The following is a 20,257-nucleotide window of genomic DNA, read 5'->3' on the forward strand; positions in this document are numbered from 1 at the left end:
CCGGCGCCGTTCGGAGGAAGGGTCGATCCAGCGGGAGGCCAGCACGGCGGTGCGGGCCCAGCCGTCATCGTGGCACCCCCCGGTGCTTCGCCATGCCGATTCGAGTGGCAGGCCCGAGGCGGGTCGCCCGGGTATGCCGGGCGACGGATACGCACGGTGCGACAGGCCCGGAGGCTGCGGGTCGACATTCGCCTGGAGAAACATGGAGGTCTCCTCGTCCCGTGCAACGCGCCCTTCCGGCGGGATTGAGTGCTCCGCCGCGCCAGCCACGTCGCAACGGATTGCCGGTTTGCGACTCCGTCATGATGCCGCGAGCCACCCCTGAAAGCCCGTTATGTGCTGTGAGCGGGTGTGAGAAGCGTGGGTCGCTGCCCTTCCGAATGGCTGACCGCACCGGGGCCGGATCCGCCGCCTGATCGGTCGCATGGAACCGGCATCCGGCAGGGATGTTGCGGTGCGTACCGGTTCCGAAGCGCCGAAGCCATGGCCGCACACGACGGCGTGCGCGCCATCATTGCCCGGATCGAGCATGGATGGAGAAGGAGCAGGTGCTGGGGATGAGCCAGATCTCCGATCTCGGCGGTCCCTGTCCTCCGACCGGACGGTCATCCCTGCTGCCTGCGCGGGGCCGGGGATGCGGCATGCGGCGCCGGGCCGAAGCGACGCCAGGCGCCCGCGAGGGCACGGCATGACCGCTGCCTCGAGCGGCCCGTCGACTGCCCCGGTTGATTTCGGCCCTTTCCGGCTGGTCGCCCAGACGCGGCTGCTGCTGAAGGATGGGCAGCCCGTCCTCCTGGGAAGCCGCGCCTTCGACCTGCTCCGTGTACTCGTCGGCAATGCGCGGCAGCCGGTGAGCAAGCGGGAACTGATGGCGAAGGTCTGGCCCGATGTCGTCGTCGACGAAGGCAGCCTGCGCTTCCACATCGCGGCGCTCCGCAAGGCGCTCGGCGACGGAGAAGGCGCGGCACGCTACATCGTCACGCTGCCGGGCCGCGGCTACACCTTCGTCGGCGACGTCAGGCTGTCCGACGCGGCAGCGGCCAGCCAGCGCCAGGCGGTCGACCCTTCCTACATCCTCCCTGCCCGCCTCGGGCGCCTCCTCGGGCGGGATGCGGTGACGCGGGCTGTCGCAGCGCGGCTCGTCGCCGAGCGATTCGTGTCCCTGATCGGGCCGGGCGGCATCGGCAAGACGACCCTCGCCGTCAGCCTCGGGCATGAGTTCCTCGAAACCTTCGCGGGGCAGGTCTGCATGGTGGACCTCGGGCCGGTCGGCGATCCGGGCCTCGCGGTAGGGGCCGTCGCCTCCGCCCTCGGCATCGCGGTCCGGACCGCGGATGCGAGCCCCGCCATCATCGCCTTCCTGCGCGACCGGCGGCTGCTGCTGATCCTCGACAGCTGCGAACATGTCATCGACAGCATCGCGGTCCTGGCGGAGCAGATCCATCGGCAAGCGCCGGGAACCCATATCCTGGCGACGAGCCGGGAGGCGCTGCGCGTCGAAGGGGAACGCGTCGTGCGCCTGGCCGCGCTGGACTCGCCGCCCGAGGACGAGGCGCTGGACGCCGCCAGGGCCCTGGCCTTTCCGGCGGTGCAGCTCTTCGTCGAGCGCGTCGCCGCCGGCGAGAGCGCCTTCGAGCTGAGCGACGAGGAGGCTCCCGTCGTGGCCGGCATATGCCGCAACCTGGACGGCATGCCCCTGGCGATAGAGCTCGCCGCCGGCCGCGTCGGGGTCTATGGCATCGCCGAGACCGCGCGGCTGCTGGACGGGAGCTTCCCGCTGGTCTGGCGAGGCCGGCGCACGGCACATCCGCGCCACCAGACCCTCGCCGCGACGCTCGACTGGAGCCACGCGCTGCTGCTCGAGCCGGAGCGCCTGGTGCTGCGGCGGCTGGCGATCTTCGTCGGCGGCTTCAACCTGGCGGCGGCGAGGGCCGTGGCAGCCGATGATGTCCGCGGTGGCGAGATGGTGCTGGATTCTCTTGCCGGCCTCGTCGCAAAATCCCTTGTGGCGGTGCGGTCCGGCGGCGCGAGGACAACCTACCGCCTGCTCGACACGACGCGCGCCTATGCGCTCGAGAAGTTGGCGGCCAGCGGCGAATGGGCTGCGGTTGCCCGGCGGCATGCCGGGTATTTCCGCGACAGCCTGCCATTGCGGAGCCATGGCTCCGCCGAGACGGCACGGGCCGGATCCATCGACCGTGACAATATCGGCAATGTCCGTGCCGCCCTCGCCTGGTGCTTCGGCGAGGGCGGCGATCCCAGGATCGGCGTCGATCTTGCCGCGGCCGCGGCGCCGCTCTTCCTCCGCCTGTCGCTGCTGACCGAATGCCTGCTCTGGACGGAACGGGCATTGGCCATGCTCGAGGCTGACATGCGCGGAGCCCGGCAGGAGATGGAGCTGCAGGCCTCGCTCGGCGTCTCGCTGATGTTCACGAATGGCAACGGCGAACGGGTCTTCGCCGCCTTCGAAAGCAGCGCGGCGATCGCGGAGCGCATCGGCGACCTGGAGCGTCAGCACCGACTCCTGGTCTGGCTCAACATCCTGCATCTCCGCATGGGGCGCTACCGGGACGCGCTGGCTCATGCCGAGCGATGCGCGGCGACCGCCCTGCAGCTTGGCGACCCGGATGCGATTGCGGCGGCGGACGGCCTGGTCGGCTCCAACTACAACCTGCTGGGGCGGCATGCGGAGGCCGAGCTGCTGCTCTCCGCCTCGCTGGCCCGGGGGATACCGGCCGACGGTCCGGTACGCCTCGGCTTCAGCACCAGGAACCATGCGATGATATCGCTGGCGCAGACCCTCTGGCTCCGTGGCCGGCCGGACCGGGCGGTGTCCGTCGCGCTCGAGACCATCGAGGAAGCGGTTCAGCTCGGCCATCCCGGCACCCATTGCATCGCGCTGCTCTACGCCGTCGCGGTCTTCCTCTGGGCCGGCGACCTTGCGCGGGCGGAGGAGCATCTCGAGCAGTTCATCGCGCAGGCGAAGCGTCATTCCCTGGCACCCTACCTTGCATCCGGCATGGGGATCAGGGGCGAGATCGCCATCCGCCGCGGCCAAGCCGAGGCCGGTGTCGTGGCGCTGCGCACCGCGCTCGGGACGCTGCAACGCGACCGCTACCAGATGCGCGTCACCCCGTTCTGCTGCGCCATCGCCGAGGGGCTTGTCTCGCTGGGCCGCCCTGAGGAGGCGCTGGCGACGATCGACGGCGCCATCGAACGGGCGGAGAGCGTCGGCGACCTGATGTGCATGCCCGAGATGCTCCGCATCAAGGGCGGGATCCTGGCCGGCCGGCCGGATACAGCGCCGCAGGCGGCCGAGGCCATGCTCCTGCGGTCGATCGAGCTGGCACGGGCAAAGGATGCGCTGAGCTGGGAGTTGCGTGGCGCGATGAGCCTGGCCCGGCTCTGGTCCCGCCAGGGCCGTCACCGCGACGCGGCGCAGCAGCTTGCCGCGGTCCACGGCCGGTTCACCGAGGGCTTTGCGACCGCCGACCTGCTGGCCGCGAGGCTGCTGCTCGACGAGTTGGAACGCCGCGCCGCGGGGATGTCCTGGCCTGCGCCGCGGCCTGGCCCCGTGGCGCCGCCCGACGACGCGCCGCCAAGCGACGGGCACGGGGACGACCGGAGGATGCAGGACCGGGCGCCGGACTGAATCGCGCCAGGTTTGCGCGGCCTAGCGGCACGCGACCCGGCATGACGACATTGGAATTGCCGGGCTGCGGTCGCGCTGCGCCGTGCGGCCGCCGCCGCAACCCGGCCCGGTGCCTTTCCATCCCTGCTTTCAGCCTGGTGGTGGCGAGACTGGCCGTCAGAGGCCCAGTTCCTCGAGGCCGGCATGGTCGGCCGGACGGATGCAGGTCCACTCCCAGCGCAGGCGGCGGCCGGCCTCGGGGATGGGCTGGTCGTTGACGGTGGCGTAGCGATGGGTCACCAGCCCCGCCGCGTCGAGCTTCCAATGGCCGTTGCCGTAGCTGCGGAACCAATTGCCGCTATCGTCGCGCCATTCATAGGCAAAGCGGACGGCGATGCGGTCTGCAGAAAAGGTCCAGGGCGCCACCACCAGGCGGTACTCGAGCTCCCGGCTCCATTTCCGGGTCAGGTAGCGCAGGAGCGAGGCGCGCCCGCGCAGGACTTCGGTACGGCAGTGCCAGACGCTGTCGGGGCTATAGGCGAGTGCGACGCGCTCCGGCGCGCAGGTGTTCCAGGCGTCCTCCATCATGCGCACCCTTGCGGCCAGGGTATCGGCGGTCAGCGGCCGTAGCGGCTCGGGCATCGGGTGGGCTCCGCGTCGACGATCGCCGGCCGTGCAGCCCGGCTTTGCCAGCATTCGGGCAGCATCGTCCCGGCCGATGCGGGCGGCTTTTCCCTGCGTCCGGCGGTTTGCTGGTTAGCGCGGGGCGCCACCGCGCCCGGTCGTCCCGCCGAGCGGGGCGGGGCGGCCCGACCATGCATTCGCGCAAGCACCGGTCCTGGGCGGAATACCGCGGAACCGGGCGCCGGCAACCGTCGGGCGATGGCTCGCGGCACCCGGGCGCGGCGCTGCAGCACCGCCATCCTGCACCGGGGAGATCGCGTGGCCAAGGATCGCCAACCCCTGCCGCCCTTCACCGAAGCCAGTGCGGTGCTGAAGGTCAGGACCGCCGAGGATGCCTGGAATTCCTGCGACCCGGCGCGGGTGGCCCTCGCCTCCGCTGCCGGCAGCCTTTGGCGGAACCGGACCGAGATCATGCAAGGGCGGCCGGCCATCACCCGGTTCCTGGCGCGCACCTGGATGCGGGAACTCGACTACCGCCTGATCCGGGAGCTTTGGGCCTTCGGGGGTAGCCGGATCGCTGCCCGCTTTGCCTATGAGTGGCACGATCCGGCTGGCCGGTGGACACGGTGCTACGGCACCGAGGCCTGGGAATTCGACCGGCATGGGCTGGTGCGGCTGCGGCATGCCTCGATCAACGACCTGCCGATCACCGAGGCGGAGCGGAAATTCCATTGGGACCGCACCGGACCGCGGCCGCCGGATCATCCCGGCCTGTCCGAACTCAATCTTTGACCGGCGGGCGCGATGCGCGCCCCGGCGAGCCTGGTGGCCGCGCGCGGCGGAGTCCCTGCGCGGGTCCCGGCATGCGCAATGCGCGCCCTGCGGATCGAGCGCCGCTGCACCGCCGCGACGCGCTTCCGTATCGGAGCCAGTATGGCGTGCGAATGCGCAATGCCCGATGAGAGAACCATGCGACGACTGCCCGTGAGGCCGGCGGGACGCAGTCCGGCCTGCCGTGCCCGGGCAGGTCAACCTACCAGGCTGGTCTCGCCACACAGCCCTCGGAGCGATGTCATGAGGAAGCGCGGTTTCGCCTTGGCCTTGCTGCTGGCCGCCGGCGCGGGCATCTGGCCGGCGGCGGGTCAGAACAATGAGCAATTGGGCCAGCGGCTGTTCGACGTGATGTCGCGCAACAACCCGGAAGTGCTGCCGGGCCGGCGCGTCAACCATGCGAAAGGCGAGGTGTTCAAGGGCACCTTCACCGCCAGCCCGGGCGCTGCTGCGCTCAGCAAGGCACCTCACCTGCAGGGCGGGACAGTGCCGATGGTGATCCGCTTCTCCGACAGCGGCGGGACCCTGACCGTTCCCGACCGGGCGGAGCCGGTCCACGGCATGGCGATGACCTTCCTGCTGCCGGATGGCAGCTCGACCGACCTCATGTGCCTCAACATGCCGGTCTTCGTCTCGGCAACGCCGGAGGATTTCATCGCCTTCAACGAGGCCTTGCAGGCCAGCCCGCCCGGCAGTGCGTCGCCCACGGCGATCCAGCGCCACGTCGCGGCCCACCCGGAGACCCAGCGCTTCCTCGCCATGCTGAAGCCGATGCCGGAGAGCTTCGGCACCGCGAGCTATTTCGCGATCCATGCCTATCGCCTGACCAATGCCGCCGGCGAGCGGCACGATGTCCGCTGGCGCATCGTGCCCGAGGCGGGGGAGCTTGCCCGCAAGCCCGAGGATGCCGCAGCGAGCCCGCCCGATGCCCTGTTCGAGGAGATGCATGGCCGGCTGGACCGTGGCCCGGTGGCGTTCCGCCTGCAGGTCCAGGTGGCCGAACCCGGCGACCCCACGGACAATGCCACCATCGCCTGGCCCGAGAGCCGCCGGATCGTCGACCTCGGGCAGATCCTGGTGACGGCCGCGGTGGCCAACCCGGCCGAGGCCGAGAAGCCGATCGGCTTCCTGCCCGGCAAGGAACTCCCTGGCCTCGAGCCCGGCAACGACCCGTTCTTTGCCGCCCGTGCGGCCGTCTATGCGGTGGCCTTCAGGGCCCGGAATCCCTGATGGCGGCGCGGCACTCGGCGGGGCGGCCGGGCCGGCGTCCATCCTCAGCCCGCGAAAGGGAGACTTGCGACATGGCACGGACATCAACGCCCGCGCTTGCGGTTGCAGCCGTCGCATGTGCCGCCGTCGGGGTGGTCCCTGTTCTGGCCGGCCATGCTGAGGACGAGGCGTCGGCCGTGTTCGGTGTCAGGATGCCTGCCGGATATCGCAATTGGCAGTTGATCAGCGTGGCCCATGAAGCGGGCAGCCTCAATGACCTGCGCGCCGTCCTGGGCAACGACGTCGCGGCGAAAGCCTTCCGGGAAGGGATCACCCCCTTCCCGGATGGCGCGATCATCGCAAGGCTGGCCTGGCGCCATGAGCCGTCGGCCGGAAACAACGCGGCCTTCGGCCGGACCCAATCCTTCGTCGCCGGCGCCCCCACGAATGTCCAGTTCAGCGTCAAGGATTCGAGCCGGTACCCCGGCACGGGTGGCTGGGGATTCGGCCAGTTCGAGGGCGGCAGGCCCAACCGCGACGAGGCGCTCCTCGGCACATGCTTTCCCTGCCACAGCCAAGCGCCGGGCACGGCCGATTTCGTCTTCACGCGCTACGCGCCTTGAGCGGCATCGGCTTCGATCATGAATCCCGCCCCGGGACGTCGGCAGCAGCCCCGGCGCCCAAATGCCATGCGGCCCTGCCGCCTCGCAGGTCGGACCAGCGCTCGCCCGCTGCCAGGAGAGAGACTTCGGGACCGGACCAACCTGCATTCAGGGAAACGCCCGAGGGAAGCCGGACAGATGGCTCCGGAGCCGACCGCATGATGCGACCCACGTGATCGCCGGGAGGGAGCATGACATGGAGGAAGCAAAGTCACGCGTCTCGGTGAGCTATGCGGGCTTCGGCGGCGCTTCCGCGGCGTTCCAGCACTCCCGGTTCACCTCGCTTGCACATGCGGGGGTGGTCGAGAGTCTCGAGCGCGCCATCGAAGCAGTGGGGCTCCGGGGGGGCTGGGCAAAGTCGATGCCCAGGCACTTGTGCGGCGGGGTGGCTAGGACTTGCGAGACACAGTCCAAGTCCTGTCGCTCTACCCAAGGTGCATGGTGCGACTGCTCGAGCCGGATCCCGGCGTCCTGCCCGGCGCTTCCCTCAGGTTCGCGGCCGTGGAGACGCCGGACGGGCATGTCACCGTCACCTGGGCCGACCATGCCGCTGCCTTCGCGCGCTGCGATGATCCGGCGCTCGTCGAACTGGGGCGTGAACTCGCAACCATCTGCGAAGCCGTCTTGACGCGGACCTTGGTGTTGGGGCGCACGCCCGCCGATACGAAGGCGCGCCCGTGGATGAACAGGAGGGGCACCGTGGCAGCCGACCCAGAACCTCGTCGCATCGAACAGGCTACCCTGGCGCAGATGGCGAAGCGATCGTCTCCTGCCCTCTGGCCCGGCCTGCGTCGCGGCGTGTCCAGACGATGCCCGGCTTGCGGCGAAGGCCGTCTGTTCTGCGGCTACCTCGCGGTGATCCCGGCATGCTCGGTGTGCGCCAATGACAACGAGCAGTATCCTTCCGACGATTTCGCACCCTACGTCACCATGTTCTTGGTGCTGCATCTGATGGTGCCGATCCTGCTGATCGCGGACCGCGCCTGGAATGCGCCAATGGGCCTGGAACTGGCCCTTGCGCTGCCGCTTTTCGCGGCCGCAACGCTTCTCCTCTTGCCTTTCGCCAAAGGGGGCGTGATCGGCTTCGCGTGGTCGCGCGGTGTAACCCGTGCGCCAGTGACCATCACAGGCCTCGATGGAAGTGGCTGACCCGTTCATCCGCGCCAAGGCCGGCAGCATGGTGCGCGCGCGGCAGAGCGGCCGGGCGGACGCGCGGTCGGCCGGGTCCGATCGATACCGGTGCCGTGCGGTCGCGCCGGCGGCGCGATCCGTCGCGGGCGGCCTTTCGGGTGCATAGCCGCTCGGCGATGATGACGCGCCACGACCTGGCGGAGCGACGGTGGGAGGCAATTCTCGACCTGCTGCCCGGCAGGGCGGGTGATCCTGTTCGGCCCGCTGCCGACAACCGCGCCCTTGTGGACGGCGTGCTGTGGCTCCGGCATTGCGGGGCGTGCTGGTCGGACATGCCGGCGCGCTACGGGAACGGACTGGGGGACGGTTCACAGGCGCTTCGCGCGGCCGGCCCAAGGCGCGGACCGGGAGCGGGCGTCCTGGACGCTCTCCAGCACGCCAGATGCCGGGGACCGCATGATCGACGGCACCCGCATCCGCGCCCATCGGGATGCAGGAGCGGCACAGGGGCGCGCTCCGATCGGCAAATCCATCGCCCGCCCTTCGGGCAAGGCGGTGCGTCATCCGGCGCCGAGGCGGTCGGAAACCTGCTCGTCATGCCCGGTGCCGGCGGCGTCAGCCGGGCCGAGGACCCGCTGAACACCGCCGTGCTCATCATCTGCGCCAGTTCGGCAACGGCAGGTCAGGGGGGGCGGCGCCCTCCCCTGCCGTCATTCCGCCGCCGGCGCGACCTTGTCCTGCGTCCTGGTCTCGAAATCGCTGGCGTCGTGTCGCTCATGCAACTGGCTTGAAGGCTCCCCCTGCACCCGGTTCACCATCCTTCCGCGCCGCGCCGCCGGCCGCGCGTGGATCGCATCGGCCCAGCGGTTGACGTGCTTGTAGCTCGGCGCGTCGAGGAACTCCGCCGCGCCGTAGAGCCAGCCCTTCACCAGCCCGCCATACCAGGGCCAGACCGCCATGTCGGCGATCGTGTACTCGGCGCCGCCGAGGTACTCGTTCTCGGCCAGGCGCCGGTCGAGCACGTCGAGCTGCCGCTTCACCTCCATTGCGAAGCGGTCGATCGGGTACTCCCATTTCGTCGGGGCATAGGCGTAGAAATGCCCGAAGCCGCCGCCGAGATACGGCGCGCTGCCCATCTGCCAGAAGAGCCAGGACAGCACCTCGGCCCGCGGCGCCGGATCGCGCGGCAGGAAGGCGCCGAATTTCTCCGCCAGGTGCACGAGGATGGCGCCTGATTCGAAGACCCGGATCGGGGTCGGCCCGCTGCGGTCGAGCAGCGCGGGGATCTTTGAATTCGGGTTGATGCCGACGAAGCCGGAGCCGAACTGGTCGCCCTCGCCGATGCGGATCAGCCAGGCGTCGTATTCGGCGCCTTTGTGCCCCGCCGCCAGCAGCTCCTCCAGCATCACCGTCACCTTCACCCCGTTCGGCGTGCCGAGCGAGTAGAGCTGCAGCGGGTGGCGGCCGACCGGCAGCTCCTTCTCATGCGTCGCGCCGGCGGTGGGGCGGTTGGTATTGGCGAAGCGGCCGCCATTGGCCTTGTTCCAGGTCCAGACCTTGGGGGGGACGTATTCGTCGGTCATGGGCGATGCTCCCGTTGATGGCTCCGGGGTAGAGGATGGGGCCGCTGCGGCGGAAGCGACACCCCTCCCCCGCCGGTCGCCGCGCGGGCATGCTCGGCGGCCGAGCCGGAGGGAGCCCCGCATGACCTGGTCCATCGTCGCCCATGACCCCGGAACGGGGGCCTTCGCCGTCGCCGTTTCCACCTGCAACTTCGCGGTCGGCGCCAGCTGCCCCTTCGTGCGCTCGGGCGTGGGTGCGGTCTCCACCCAGTCCTTCACCAACCGCTACCTGGCGCCGGCGATCCTCGACGGGCTGGAGCGCGGGCTGCACCCGGCGGAGGCGATCGAGGGCGCGCTGGTCGGGGACCGGGGCCGGGGGATCCGCCAGGTGCATGCGGTGGACCGGCACGGGAACAGTGCCGCCTGGACCGGCAACAATTGCGTGGAATGGTGCGGCGACAGCCCGCAGCAGGGCTTCTCGGTCGCCGGCAACATGCTGGCCGGCGAGGCAGTGGTGGCCGGCACGGCGGCGGCCTATGCGGCGGGTGCGGCACTGCCGCTGCCGGAACGCCTGATGGCGGCGATGGAAGCCGGCCAGGCCGCCGGCGGCGACAAGCGCGGCAAGCAATCCGCCGCGATGCTGCTGACAACGATCGAGGATTTCCCCGATCTCAACCTCCGCGTCGACGACCATCCGGAACCCTTGCCGGAGTTGCGGCGGATGCTCGGCATCTGGCGGGTGATGCGGGCACCGACGCTGCACGAGGCACCGCGCAAGGCCGACCCGTCAGGCCACTGCGATATCGATGCGATCGAGGCGGGATGGATCGCCCGCGGGGTCACGCTTCGCTTCAGGCGCTAGTAGCAGACGCGTGAGTTCGCGTTTTCGTTTAGTGATCTTGGCGCATCGACACTTCAGGTTGTGAACACGAACGACGGTATACACTTCTGGAGAGCGATATGCCCCTGCTCAATGGCACGACCGACGCGGACACCATCCTCGGCACCGCCGCGGCGGACGGAATCCGGGCCGGCAGCGGCAACGACCTGATCTACGGCGACGGGCTGGACGGACCGCATCCGGCGATCTTCCCGGACCCGGCCGGCGGCCCGGCGCCGCAGGGCAACACGCTCTACGCCGGGGCCGGCCACGACACCGTCTTCGCAGGCTATGGCGCCGATACGGTGCAGGGCGGCACCGGCGACGACCTGATCCAGGGCTGGGGCGTGCTGGCGCAATCCAGCCTCTACCGGGACGCCTATGCCCGGGACGCGGATGGCAGCGACGACCTGCGCGGCGATGCGGGCAACGACACCATCCGCGCCGGCGGCGGCAACGACCGGCTGGATGGCGGCGACGGCGACGACCTGCTGGACGGCGGCACGGGGGCCGACACGCTGCAGGGCGGGGCGGGCGCCGACCGCTTCGTCTTCGGCGCGCTCGACGCCCGGGCGCGGATGCCGGTCTACGACACCAGGGGCGACGTGGTGGCCGACTTCCAGGACGGCTTGGACCACCTGGATCTCTCGGCCTTCGCGCGCCGGCTGCCGGGGGTCGTGACCGACGTGCTGGCCGATACCGCCTTCACCGACCCGACCCACCTGCAGGTCCGCAGCATGATCGTCGGCGCCGACACGCGGGTGGAAATCCATCTGCCCGGCAACGGCAGTCTCGGCGTCGATGCGGTGATCACACTGCTCGGCCAGCACCACCTGACCGCCGCGGACGTGCTCTTCGCCTGAACCATCGCCCCCTTGGCACGCCCCTGGCATGCTGGGCCGCAGCAGCCGGGGGACAAGCGACGATGGCAAGGATCGAGACGGGCCGCATCCTGATCCGCGGCGGGTTGCTGGCGGATGCGGCGACCCGCCGCGCCGCGCCGGCCGACATCCTGGTGGAGGACGGCGTCATCCGTGCCCTCGGCACCGGCCTCGCCGCGCCCGCCGATGCGCGGGTCGAGGATGCGACGGGGCTGCTGCTGCATCCCGGCCTGGTCAACGCCCATACGCATGGCCATGGCGGCCTCGCCCGCGGGCTGGCCGACACCTGGACGCTGGAATTGCTGCTGGCCGCGGCGCCCTGGATGGGCGGCGGGCGGAGCCTCGCCGACAAGAAGCTCTCGACCCAGCTGGTCGCCGCCGAGATGGCGCTGAAGGGTGTCACCGCGGCCTATGACCTCTCGGCCGAGGCGCCGCTGCCGACAAGGGACGGCATGGACGCCATGGCGGAAGCCTATGCCGAGGTCGGGCTCCGCGCGGTGATCGCGCCGATGGTCGCCGACCGCACGGTCTGGGACGCGGTGCCGGGCCTGCGCGACGCGCTGCCGGATGCGCTGCGCGCCCAGGTGGACGCGACCCGCCCGGCACCGGGCGATGCGACGCTGGCCGCCATGCGCGACATCCTGCATCACTGGCGCTGGGCTGCGGCCGATATCCGCGCCGCGCTGGCGCCCACCATCCCGCTGCATTGCGCCGATGAATTCCTCTGCGGCTGCGGCGCGCTGGCGAAGGAGTTCGGCGCCCCGCTGCAGAGCCATGTCGGCGAGAGCAAGCTGCAGGCCCTGGCCGGGATGCAGCGCTACGGGAAGACGCTGGTGCAGCACCTCGATGCGCTCGGCCTGGTCGGCCCGGGCTTCTCGGCGGCGCACGGCATCTGGCTGACCGACGACGACCTGCGCCTGCTGGCGGCGAAAGGCGCGGCGATCGCCCACAACCCGGGCAGCAACATGCGGCTGGGGAACGGGATGTTCCGGCTGCGCCGGGCGCTCGACCTCGGCGTCACCGTCGGGATCGGCACGGACGGCGTTTCCTCCTCCGACACCTCCAACATGTACGAGGCGATGCGCGCCGCCTTCCAGCTCGCCGCGGTGCAGGGGCCGGACCCGGCGGAGTGGGTCAGCGCCGAGGAGGTCTGGCGCGCCGGCACGCAGGGCTCGGCCAAGGCGCTGGGCTTCGCCAACATCGGCGCCATCGCGCCGGGGATGAAGGCGGACATCGTCTTCCTCGACCTGCAGCACCCCAACTGGATGCCGCTGAACGGCACGGTGAACCAGCTCGTGCACACCGAGGACGCCAATGCGCTGCGTCACGTCATGGTCGGCGGCGGCTTCATCGTCCGCGACCGCCGCCTGCTGACCGTGGACCTGGCGAAGCTGGCGCGGGAGGCCGAGGCGGCGCGGGCGCGGCTGGAGGCGCTGAATGCCGGGAAGCGGCAGCTCTTCGCCCTGCTGGAACCCGTGGTCCGCAGCTTCTGCCCGGCCTTCGCGAAGCAGCCCTACCCGGTGCGCCGTTACCTCTGCGATACTGCTTGAACCCCGCCTTTAGTTCTTGATACGTTCCCTCCGCGCCAGCTGGCGCGGAGGGAAAGTCGATGACCACGCAGGAGATCGCCGAGCAATTCGCCGCGCTCTGCAAGGCCGGCCGGTTCGAGGAAGCCGGCGAGCGCTTCTGGGCCGAGGACGTCGTCAGCATCGAGCCCATGGCCGGCGACATGGCCGTGCTCAAGGGCAAGGCCGCGGTCCAGGGCAAGGGCGCGTGGTGGTACGCGAACCATGACATACACGCGACCGAGACCGAGGGTCCCTATGTCAACGGCGATCAGTTCGCCTTGCGTTTCCTCATCGACGTGACGCCGAAGGCCAGCGGCCAGCGCATGCAGATGGAGGAGGTCGGCCTCTACACCGTCCAGGCCGGCAAGGTGGTGGAGGAAAAGTTCTACTTCCGCGGCAGCTGATCCTGGCACGGCGCTGGCTTGTCCAGGCGGTCCCGCCGGAGCCCGCGCCATGCCGACCCGCCGTCTCTTGCTCGCCCTGCCGGCCCTCGCGTTGCCCTCGCGCCGGGCAGGGGCGCAGGCCGGCTGGGCGCCCGACCGCCCGCTGCGCATGGTCGCGCCCTTCCCGCCCGGCGGCGCCTCCGACCTCGTCGCCCGCATGCTGGCCGAGGCACTGGGCGCCGCGCTCGGGCAGCCCATGCAGGTGGAGAACCGCTCCGGCGCCGGCGGTGCGCTCGGCACGGAGGCCGTGGTGCGCGCCCGGCCGGACGGGCTGACCCTGCTGATGGGCAGCCAGGCGACGCATGCCACCAACCCGGCGCTGCAGAAGCTGCCCTTCGACCCCATGTCCGACCTGGCCGTCGTCGCCGGCATCTGCGGCGTGCCGGCGGTGCTGGTGGTGCATCCCGCGGTGCCCGCGGCCACGCTGGGGGAACTGGTCGCCCTGGCCCGCGCCCGGCCCGGCTCGCTCCGCTACGGCTCGGCCGGGATCGGCGCCTCCACCCATCTCGCCGCCGCGCTCTTCGCCCATCTCGCGGGCATCGGGCTGACGCATGTGCCCTATCGCGGCACCGCCCCGGCGACGCAGGACCTGCTGGCGGGGCGGATCGAGCTGATGACCGACACGCTGCCCACCGCGCTGCCGCAGATCCAGGCCGGGCGCCTCCGCGCGCTCGGCGTCTCCACCCCCGCCCGCTCCGCCAGCCTGCCCGAGGTGCCGGCCATCGCCGAGACGGTGCCGGGCTACGAGGCGCTGAACTGGTACGCTGCCTATGTGCCGGCCGCGACGCCCGAGCCGGCCCTGGCGCGGCTGCACCAAGCCCTCGCCGCCGCGGTGGCGCGGCCGCGCTTCCAGGAGCGGCTGGCGCAGCGGGGCATGCTGCCCCTGCCCGGCAGCCGGGCGGCGATCGCCGCCTATGCCGCGGCCGACCGGCGGCGCTGGACCGACCTCGTGCTTGCGGCGAACATCAGGCCCGACTGAGCGGAGGACAGCGCCATGCCCGAATTCGTCGATCTCTCGCGCGAGATCTTCCACCGCACCCAGACCCACCCCAGCCACCCGCCCGCGGTGGTGACGGTCTGGGGCGACCATTCGGAGAAGAAGGTCGCGGGCAACACCACCTTCACCAGCAAGGCGCTGTACCTGTCGATGAGCGACCATGCCGGCACGCATGTCGATGCCCCCGTGCATTTCGACCCGCGGCCGGAGGCGCGCTCGATCGACCAGGTGCCGCTCGAGGATTTCTATACCTCCGGCATCTGCCTCGATCTGAGCCATGTGCCGCTGAAGCATTCGATCACCGTGCCGGAGATGGAGGCGGCGCTGGCAAAATCCGGCCAGGAGATCAGGCCGCGCGACACCGTCCTGCTGCACATGGCGACCAACGACCGGCTGCTCGGCAAGCCCGGCTACCTGCACGACTTCCCCGGTCTGGCGCTCGAGAGCGTGCATTGGCTGGCCGACCGTGGCATCGGCATGTTCGGCGTCGAGGCGATCAGCCCGGCGCCGGAGGGCGAGCCCAACTTCCTCGCCCACATGGCCTGCGCCGAGCGCGGGATCACCCACATGGAATGCCTGGAGAACCTCGACAGGCTGCTCGGCCGCGGTCGCTTCACCTTCATCGGTTTCCCGCTGAAGATCAGGGGCGGCACCGCCAGCCCGATCCGCGCCGTGGCGATGTTCGCCTGACGCCGCTGGCATGGGCGTTGCAGCGCCGCGACATCATGCACGCCCTGCCCCGCCGAACCGTCCTCGCCGCCGCACTCGCCCTCCCCGCCATCGCCAGGGCGCAACCCGCCTGGCCCGAGCGGCCGATCCGCTGGATCGTGAACTTCCCGCCGGGCGGCGCGGCGGACACGCTCTCCCGCGCCCTCGGCGAGGCGATCGGCACGAGGCTCGGCCAGCCCATCGTCATCGAGAACCGGCCGGGCGCCGGTGGCCTCGTCGGCGCCGACCTCGTCGCCAAGGCGCGCGGCGACACGCACCTGGTCATCATCTCGAGCGCCGCCTCGCACGGCATCGGCCCGGTGCTCTACCCGAACATGCCCTACGACCCGATGGCGGACTTCACCCACATCGCCCTCGTCGGCACCTTCGCCAGCGTGCTGGTGGTCAATCCCGGCGTGCCGGCCAAGGATCTCGGCGAGTTCCTCGGCATGGCGCGGGCACGGCCGGGCGGCCTGGCCTATGGCACCGGCGGCAACGGCACCATGAACCACCTGATCGGCCAGCTGCTGGCCCGCGCCGCGGGGGTGGAGCTGACGCATGTGCCCTATCGCGGCTCGGCGCCGGCGCTGGCGGATGCGATCGGCGGGCAGCTCCCGGCCGTCATGGAAAGCCTGCCGATCGCCCTGCCGCACCTGCGCAGCGGCCGGCTGCGGGCGCTCGGCACGTCGGAGGCGACGCGCGACGCCGCGCTGCCGGATGTGCCGAGTTTCACCGAGGCCGGCTTCCCCGCGGCGCAGAGCACCAACTGGTTCGGCTTCTCCGCCGCCGCCGGCATCCCGCCGGAGATCGCTGCCCGCTGGGGCGCGGTGATCGCCGAGGCGCTGGCCGATCCGAAGCTGCGCGAGCGCTTCGCCGGCATCGGCGTGGTGCCGGGGCGGATGGACGCCGCCGGCTATGCCGCGCTGATCGCCGGCGAGCTCGCGCGCTGGCGCGGGGTGATCCAGGCGGCCGGGATCAGGCCGGACTGACGGCGCGGCGATGGCCGGAGAAGCCGACCCGCCGCGCGCTCCCGCCGCCCCGCGCGGGGATCCGGCCCGGGCAGGCCGGGCCGGCGCGGCGGTGGCCGAGGAGGATGCGGAAGCGCGCGGCATCGCCCGCGCGCTGCGGCACGCGATGATCACCGAGGCGCGGCGGCTGGGACCCATGCCGACCGCGCTCGTCAACGCGGCCAACCTCCACAACCCGGTTGCCCGCCGCCGCTTCCTGCTGCGCCTGCGCGAGGCCAACCCGGCCATCTTCCATGCGAGCGACCGCACCAGCGGGGGCAAGGTGCGGATCGAGGCGGTCTGGTTCGACATCGCCGCGGGGCCGCCGATCCGGCCGGGCATCGCCGCCATGCTCTGGCGGTCGCCGGCGCGCCACCGCCGCGTCGTCACCTCCTGGGGCGTCGGCATGGCCTTCTCGCACCATGCGCAGGAACGGGCCGTGCGGCGCCTCGGCGCCGTGACGCTGCAGCAGCAGTCGGAGGTGCTGCATACGGCCTGGCGGTACTTCGGCGGATGCCTCAACGCGCTTGGGCACGGCGACCGCGCGGAGGCCGACTGGGCCGACCTGCTCGGCCGCTCCTACCTCGTGCCCTGCTTCGCCGTGGCGGGGGGCCGCCGGGGATTGGCGGTGATCGACTGGGAAAGCTTCGTGCTGCCGCGGATCGTCACCGTGCTCGATGCCGACCTGCTCCGCCCGGAGCAGGAGGCGCTGTTCCGCCGCTTCCTGGCGGATGGCCGGTGCCCGCCGCTGACCGATGTCGAGGCCCCCGAGCGGGAGGCGGACTGACCGCGCCGCCGCGACCCGCCCTATTTCCCCGACCCGGTTGTCCGCGCCAGCCAGCCGGCCAGCCAGTCCGCGATCTCGAGGCTGTTGTTGTCCTGCATGAGCATATGGGAATTCCCCTTGATGCCCATCTCCGGCAGCACCGCGACCTCGACCTTGCCGCCGGCCGCATTGGCCGCGGCGGCGAAGTCGCGGCAGCCCTTCAGCCGCGGCGTCCAGCGCGGCGCGAGCTCGACGTAGTCGCCCCAGAGCACCAGCACCGGCAGCCCCTTGTAGGGCGCCATGTCGCCATCGGCCGCGGGGCAGGCGCCCGGCTCGATCGAGACAATGCCGGCGATCCCGGCACGGTCCAGCGCCGCCGCCTGGAAGGGGTAGATCCCGGACTGCGAATGGCTGACCAGCACGGCGCCGTCCAGTTTCCGCGCCAGTTCCGACAGCGCCGGCACGGTCGGGTTCGGGGTCGGCAGGCTGTTCAGCCAGTCCGGCACCATCTGCTTCCAGAACTCGCCCTGGGCTTCCAGCGGGAAGCGCATGCCGGGGAAGACCTGCGGGTATGCCGCGCCGAAGCGGAAGATCGCCCAGGCCGGCTCGTGTCCCGCCGAGAAGACCGTCGGCAGCTCGTCCGCCGGGGCCTTGCCGGAGCGGACCCGGTTGATGCCGGTGATGCTGCCGGCCGAGCGGCCGCGCCAGGCCTGGTCGACCACATAGGTCGGATGGCCGCGGCGGACGAAGTATTCGTCCCAACCCATGCGGCCGTCGGGCGTCGTCTCCCAGGTCTTGCCGGTCAGGCAGCAGCCATGCACCAGCACCAGGGGGCGGCCAAGGGGGCGTCCACCGGCGGCGGGCGGCACCTGGTAGCGGACATAGACCTGGTCGACCGTGATGGTGCCGCTCGGCGCATAGGCCGGCAGGGTCGAAAGCGCGTCGGCCTGCACCTCCCGCCCGCCGATGAAGAAGCTGCCCTGCCTTTCGATCGTCAGCGGGCCTTCGGGCTGCGCCGCGGCCGGCAGGGCCAGCAGCAGCGCAAGGGCGAGTGTCAGCACATGGCGCACGGTCATGCTCCTCAACCCGGCTCGATCCCGGCCTCGCGGGCGCGGTCGCCGAGTTCCTTGATCTGGCCGGCCAGAAAGGTCCGGAACCACTCCGGCTCGGTCGGCTTCGGCACGTAGCCGAGCTTCGCCACCCGGTCCGCGAACTCGGCGCTGGAGAGCACCGCGTTCATCGCCGCATTGGCCCGCGCGATCACCGGGGCCGGCGTGCCGGCGGGCACCGCCATGCCGAACCAGAAGCGGAAGCCGTAGCCCGGCAGCACCGTGCCGACCGGCGGAATCTCGGGCAGCAGCGCGAAGGGCTCGGGCTGGGTGATGCCCAGCGCCCGGACCTTGCCGTCCTTCATCTGCGGCACGCCGGCAGGGATGTCGGTGAAGGTGCAGTCGATGCGCCCGGCGATGACGTCGGTCAGCGCCTCCGGCCCGCCGCGATAGGGGATGCCGGCCATCTCCACGCCGGCCATGCGCGCCATGGTGGCGGTGGCGATATGGGCGCTCTGGTTGCCGTAGCTGAAGGTCAGCGCGCCGGGCCGCGCCTTCGCCAGGGCCAGCAGCCCGGCGAGGTCGCGCGCCGGGTGGTCGGCGCGGACGACGAGGATGTAGGCGGTCTCGGCGAGGAAGCCGATCGGGGCGAAATCCTTGATGGGGTCGTAGGGCAGCTTGCGGACCACATAGGGCGCGAGGGCGCCGTTGGTGACGCTCAGCACGCACCAGGTATGGCCATCCGTGCCGGCCCGCGCCGAGGCCTCGGTGCCGACCACGCCATTGCCGCCGGGCCGGTTCTCGATGATCACCGCCTGGCCGAGCTCGCGCGCCAGCGGCTCCGACAGGTGCCGCATCAGCGTGTCGGTCACGCTGCCCGCGGGGAAGGCAACGACGATACGGATGGGGCGGTCCGGCCAGGCGGGTTGGGCGGCGGCGGGCATCGCCAGCAGCGCTGGTGCTGCAAGAATCGCGCGGCGCCCGATGGTGCCCGACATGCCGTCTCCTCCGTCCTGTTGGGCGGGACACTCCCCCGCCGCCGGCCTGCTGGCAAGCCGCCGGGGACCAGCTAGAACGCGGCCGAACCGGAGATCGGGCGGCCATGGCCGAGGATGACGATGCCTATGTCCATGACGAAGCCACGGGGGAATGGCGGCCGGCCGCCGAGGTCGTTCCACCTGCCGTGCCTCCGGTTCGCGACGCTGCCGGCAATGTGCTGGCCGATGGCGATGCCGTCACCGCCATCAAGGACCTCAAGGTGAAGGGCGCCAACCAGACCCTCAAGCAGGGCACGGTGATCCGCTCGATCCGGCTGACCGACAATCCCGAGGAGATCGACTGCCGTCACGAGAGCATCAAGGGCCTCGTCCTGCGCACCGAGTTCGTCCGCAAGCGGTAGCCGAGCCCGCAGAAAACGAAGGGGTGCGGGGGAAGCGCCTTCTTCTTCCTTCCTACTTCACCCAGCTGGCCTTCCGCTTCGCCTTGAAGGCCGCGATCCCCTCCGCTGCCTCGGCTCCGGATGCCGTCCGCGCGAAGGCCGCCGCCCCGGCCTCGGCATAGCCTTCCGGCGAGATCGGCCCGAGCGCCGCCAGCAGCCCCTTGGTCTCGGCCAGCGCCCCCGGCGCGCCCTCCAGCACCGCGGCGATGGTCCGCTGCACCTGGGCTTCCAGCGCCGCCGCATCCGGCAGAACCTGATGCAACAGGCCGATCCGCCCGGCTTCGGCCGCCTCGATCACCGCCGCTTCCAGCACCAGCCGGGTCGCCGCGGTGCGGCCGGCGCGGCGGGCCAGCCAGGGCAGGATCTGCGCCGGGACCAGGCCGCGCCGCACCTCCGGCGCGGCGAAGCGGGCGGTCGCGGCGCCGAAGGCGATGTCGGCGGCACAGCAGAAACCCAAGCCCCCGGCATGGCAGGCGCCCTCGACCGTGGCGATCACCACTTGCGGCAGGGCCGAGATGTCGACGAAGCGCTGCCCGGTGCGGCGGTTGCGGGTGGTCTGGCGGGCCAGCTTCTGCTCCGGCGTCTGGTCCGAGGCGACCTCGGTCAGGTCGAGCCCGGCGCAGAAATGGCCGCCCGCGCCGGCGATCACCAGCACCCGCGCCGTGGCGTCCTGCGCGAGGTCCGCCAGCAGCCGGTCCCAGGCGGCGCCCATGGCCTCGCTCAGCGCGTTGCGGCGCTCCGGCCGGTTCATGGTGGCGCGGACCACGGGGCCCTCGCGGGTCACCAGCAGCGGGGTGTCGTCGGCCATGCGGCATTTCTCCTCGGGCGGCGGAGGATGCGGGCGCGGAGGGGGGCGGGCAAGACGGCCGG

The 20,257-nt window shown here is 71.5% G+C and carries 20 protein-coding genes; 15 read left to right on the top strand and 5 right to left on the bottom strand.

Features of this window, described 5'->3' with window-relative positions:
- Nucleotides 1-688: 688 nt before the first annotated feature.
- Nucleotides 689-3,652: an ATP-binding protein gene (locus tag E2C06_RS04570; RefSeq protein ID WP_165982215.1), complete on the top strand. Its 2,964-nt coding sequence runs from the start codon at nucleotides 689-691 to the stop codon at nucleotides 3,650-3,652.
- Nucleotides 3,653-3,808: 156 nt separating this feature from the next.
- Here E2C06_RS04570 and E2C06_RS04575 read toward each other — a convergent pair whose 3' ends face one another.
- Nucleotides 3,809-4,273 (bottom strand): DUF1348 family protein, encoded by a 465-nt coding sequence (locus tag E2C06_RS04575; RefSeq protein ID WP_133287403.1) that lies wholly within the window; start codon nucleotides 4,271-4,273, stop codon nucleotides 3,809-3,811.
- Nucleotides 4,274-4,573: 300 nt separating this feature from the next.
- On the opposite strand from E2C06_RS04575, the gene E2C06_RS04580 reads away from it, so the two are divergent.
- The 5 genes from E2C06_RS04580 (at nucleotide 4,574) to E2C06_RS40720 (ending at nucleotide 8,879) form a co-directional block, all read left to right on the top strand.
- Nucleotides 4,574-5,047 (top strand): nuclear transport factor 2 family protein, encoded by a 474-nt coding sequence (locus E2C06_RS04580; RefSeq protein ID WP_133287404.1) that lies wholly within the window; start codon nucleotides 4,574-4,576, stop codon nucleotides 5,045-5,047.
- A gap of 282 nt (nucleotides 5,048-5,329) precedes the next feature.
- Nucleotides 5,330-6,316, top strand: coding sequence for a catalase family peroxidase (locus E2C06_RS04585; RefSeq protein ID WP_165982216.1), 987 nt, complete (start codon nucleotides 5,330-5,332; stop codon nucleotides 6,314-6,316).
- A 71-nt stretch (nucleotides 6,317-6,387) separates the two neighbouring features.
- The gene (locus E2C06_RS04590) at nucleotides 6,388-6,918 is read left to right on the top strand and encodes a cytochrome P460 family protein (RefSeq protein ID WP_133287406.1); all 531 of its coding nucleotides are present in this window, start codon (nucleotides 6,388-6,390) and stop codon (nucleotides 6,916-6,918) included.
- 477 nt (nucleotides 6,919-7,395) lie between these two features.
- The gene (locus tag E2C06_RS04595; protein WP_133287407.1) at nucleotides 7,396-8,106 is read left to right on the top strand and encodes a DUF983 domain-containing protein; all 711 of its coding nucleotides are present in this window, start codon (nucleotides 7,396-7,398) and stop codon (nucleotides 8,104-8,106) included.
- 161 nt (nucleotides 8,107-8,267) lie between these two features.
- Entirely contained in the window at nucleotides 8,268-8,879 is a 612-nt protein-coding gene (locus E2C06_RS40720) for a transposase (protein ID WP_369126533.1), read from the top strand.
- Here E2C06_RS40720 and yghU read toward each other — a convergent pair.
- Nucleotides 8,799-9,671 (bottom strand): glutathione-dependent disulfide-bond oxidoreductase, encoded by an 873-nt coding sequence (gene yghU, locus E2C06_RS04605; RefSeq protein WP_133287409.1) that lies wholly within the window; start codon nucleotides 9,669-9,671, stop codon nucleotides 8,799-8,801. The genes E2C06_RS40720 and yghU overlap by 81 nt on opposite strands.
- Before the next feature lie 121 nt (nucleotides 9,672-9,792).
- On the opposite strand from yghU, the gene E2C06_RS04610 reads away from it, so the two are divergent.
- The 8 genes from E2C06_RS04610 (at nucleotide 9,793) to E2C06_RS04645 (ending at nucleotide 16,921) form a co-directional block, all read left to right on the top strand.
- Entirely contained in the window at nucleotides 9,793-10,512 is a 720-nt protein-coding gene (locus E2C06_RS04610) for a DUF1028 domain-containing protein (RefSeq protein WP_133287410.1), read from the top strand.
- Nucleotides 10,513-10,610: 98 nt separating this feature from the next.
- Nucleotides 10,611-11,393, top strand: a complete 783-nt coding sequence (locus E2C06_RS04615; protein ID WP_241671118.1) for a M10 family metallopeptidase C-terminal domain-containing protein — start codon at nucleotides 10,611-10,613, stop codon at nucleotides 11,391-11,393.
- A gap of 62 nt (nucleotides 11,394-11,455) precedes the next feature.
- Entirely contained in the window at nucleotides 11,456-12,961 is a 1,506-nt protein-coding gene (locus E2C06_RS04620) for an amidohydrolase family protein (protein ID WP_133287412.1), read from the top strand.
- 59 nt (nucleotides 12,962-13,020) lie between these two features.
- A complete protein-coding gene (locus E2C06_RS04625) occupies nucleotides 13,021-13,383 on the top strand; it encodes a nuclear transport factor 2 family protein (RefSeq protein ID WP_133287413.1) in 363 nt (120 codons plus the stop codon).
- A gap of 49 nt (nucleotides 13,384-13,432) precedes the next feature.
- Nucleotides 13,433-14,401, top strand: a complete 969-nt coding sequence (locus E2C06_RS04630) for a Bug family tripartite tricarboxylate transporter substrate binding protein (RefSeq protein ID WP_133287414.1) — start codon at nucleotides 13,433-13,435, stop codon at nucleotides 14,399-14,401.
- Nucleotides 14,402-14,416: 15 nt separating this feature from the next.
- Nucleotides 14,417-15,109: a cyclase family protein gene (locus E2C06_RS04635; protein ID WP_133287415.1), complete on the top strand. Its 693-nt coding sequence runs from the start codon at nucleotides 14,417-14,419 to the stop codon at nucleotides 15,107-15,109.
- A gap of 35 nt (nucleotides 15,110-15,144) precedes the next feature.
- On the top strand, nucleotides 15,145-16,116 hold the full coding sequence (locus tag E2C06_RS04640) for a Bug family tripartite tricarboxylate transporter substrate binding protein (protein WP_133287416.1): 972 nt from the start codon (nucleotides 15,145-15,147) through the stop codon (nucleotides 16,114-16,116).
- Between the two features lie 10 nt (nucleotides 16,117-16,126).
- Entirely contained in the window at nucleotides 16,127-16,921 is a 795-nt protein-coding gene (locus E2C06_RS04645; RefSeq protein ID WP_133287417.1) for a hypothetical protein, read from the top strand.
- 20 nt (nucleotides 16,922-16,941) lie between these two features.
- On the opposite strand, the gene E2C06_RS04650 is transcribed toward E2C06_RS04645, so the two are convergent.
- Together E2C06_RS04650 and E2C06_RS04655 are read right to left on the bottom strand one after the other, a co-directional pair.
- A complete protein-coding gene (locus tag E2C06_RS04650; RefSeq protein WP_133287418.1) occupies nucleotides 16,942-17,976 on the bottom strand; it encodes an alpha/beta hydrolase family protein in 1,035 nt (344 codons plus the stop codon).
- Between the two features lie 5 nt (nucleotides 17,977-17,981).
- Nucleotides 17,982-18,947, bottom strand: coding sequence for a Bug family tripartite tricarboxylate transporter substrate binding protein (locus E2C06_RS04655; protein ID WP_133287419.1), 966 nt, complete (start codon nucleotides 18,945-18,947; stop codon nucleotides 17,982-17,984).
- Between the two features lie 104 nt (nucleotides 18,948-19,051).
- Between E2C06_RS04655 and E2C06_RS04660 the strand changes: the two genes are divergently transcribed.
- Nucleotides 19,052-19,348 (top strand): alkylphosphonate utilization protein, encoded by a 297-nt coding sequence (locus tag E2C06_RS04660; protein WP_133287420.1) that lies wholly within the window; start codon nucleotides 19,052-19,054, stop codon nucleotides 19,346-19,348.
- Between the two features lie 52 nt (nucleotides 19,349-19,400).
- On the opposite strand, the gene E2C06_RS04665 is transcribed toward E2C06_RS04660, so the two are convergent.
- Complete coding sequence (locus tag E2C06_RS04665) at nucleotides 19,401-20,195, bottom strand: enoyl-CoA hydratase/isomerase family protein (protein WP_165982217.1); 795 nt, start codon at nucleotides 20,193-20,195, stop codon at nucleotides 19,401-19,403.
- Between the last annotated feature and the right edge of the window lie 62 nt (nucleotides 20,196-20,257).

The sequence above is a fragment of the Dankookia rubra genome, assembly GCF_004355005.1.
GTDB classification, from domain to species: Bacteria; Pseudomonadota; Alphaproteobacteria; order Acetobacterales; family Acetobacteraceae; genus Paracraurococcus; species Paracraurococcus ruber_A.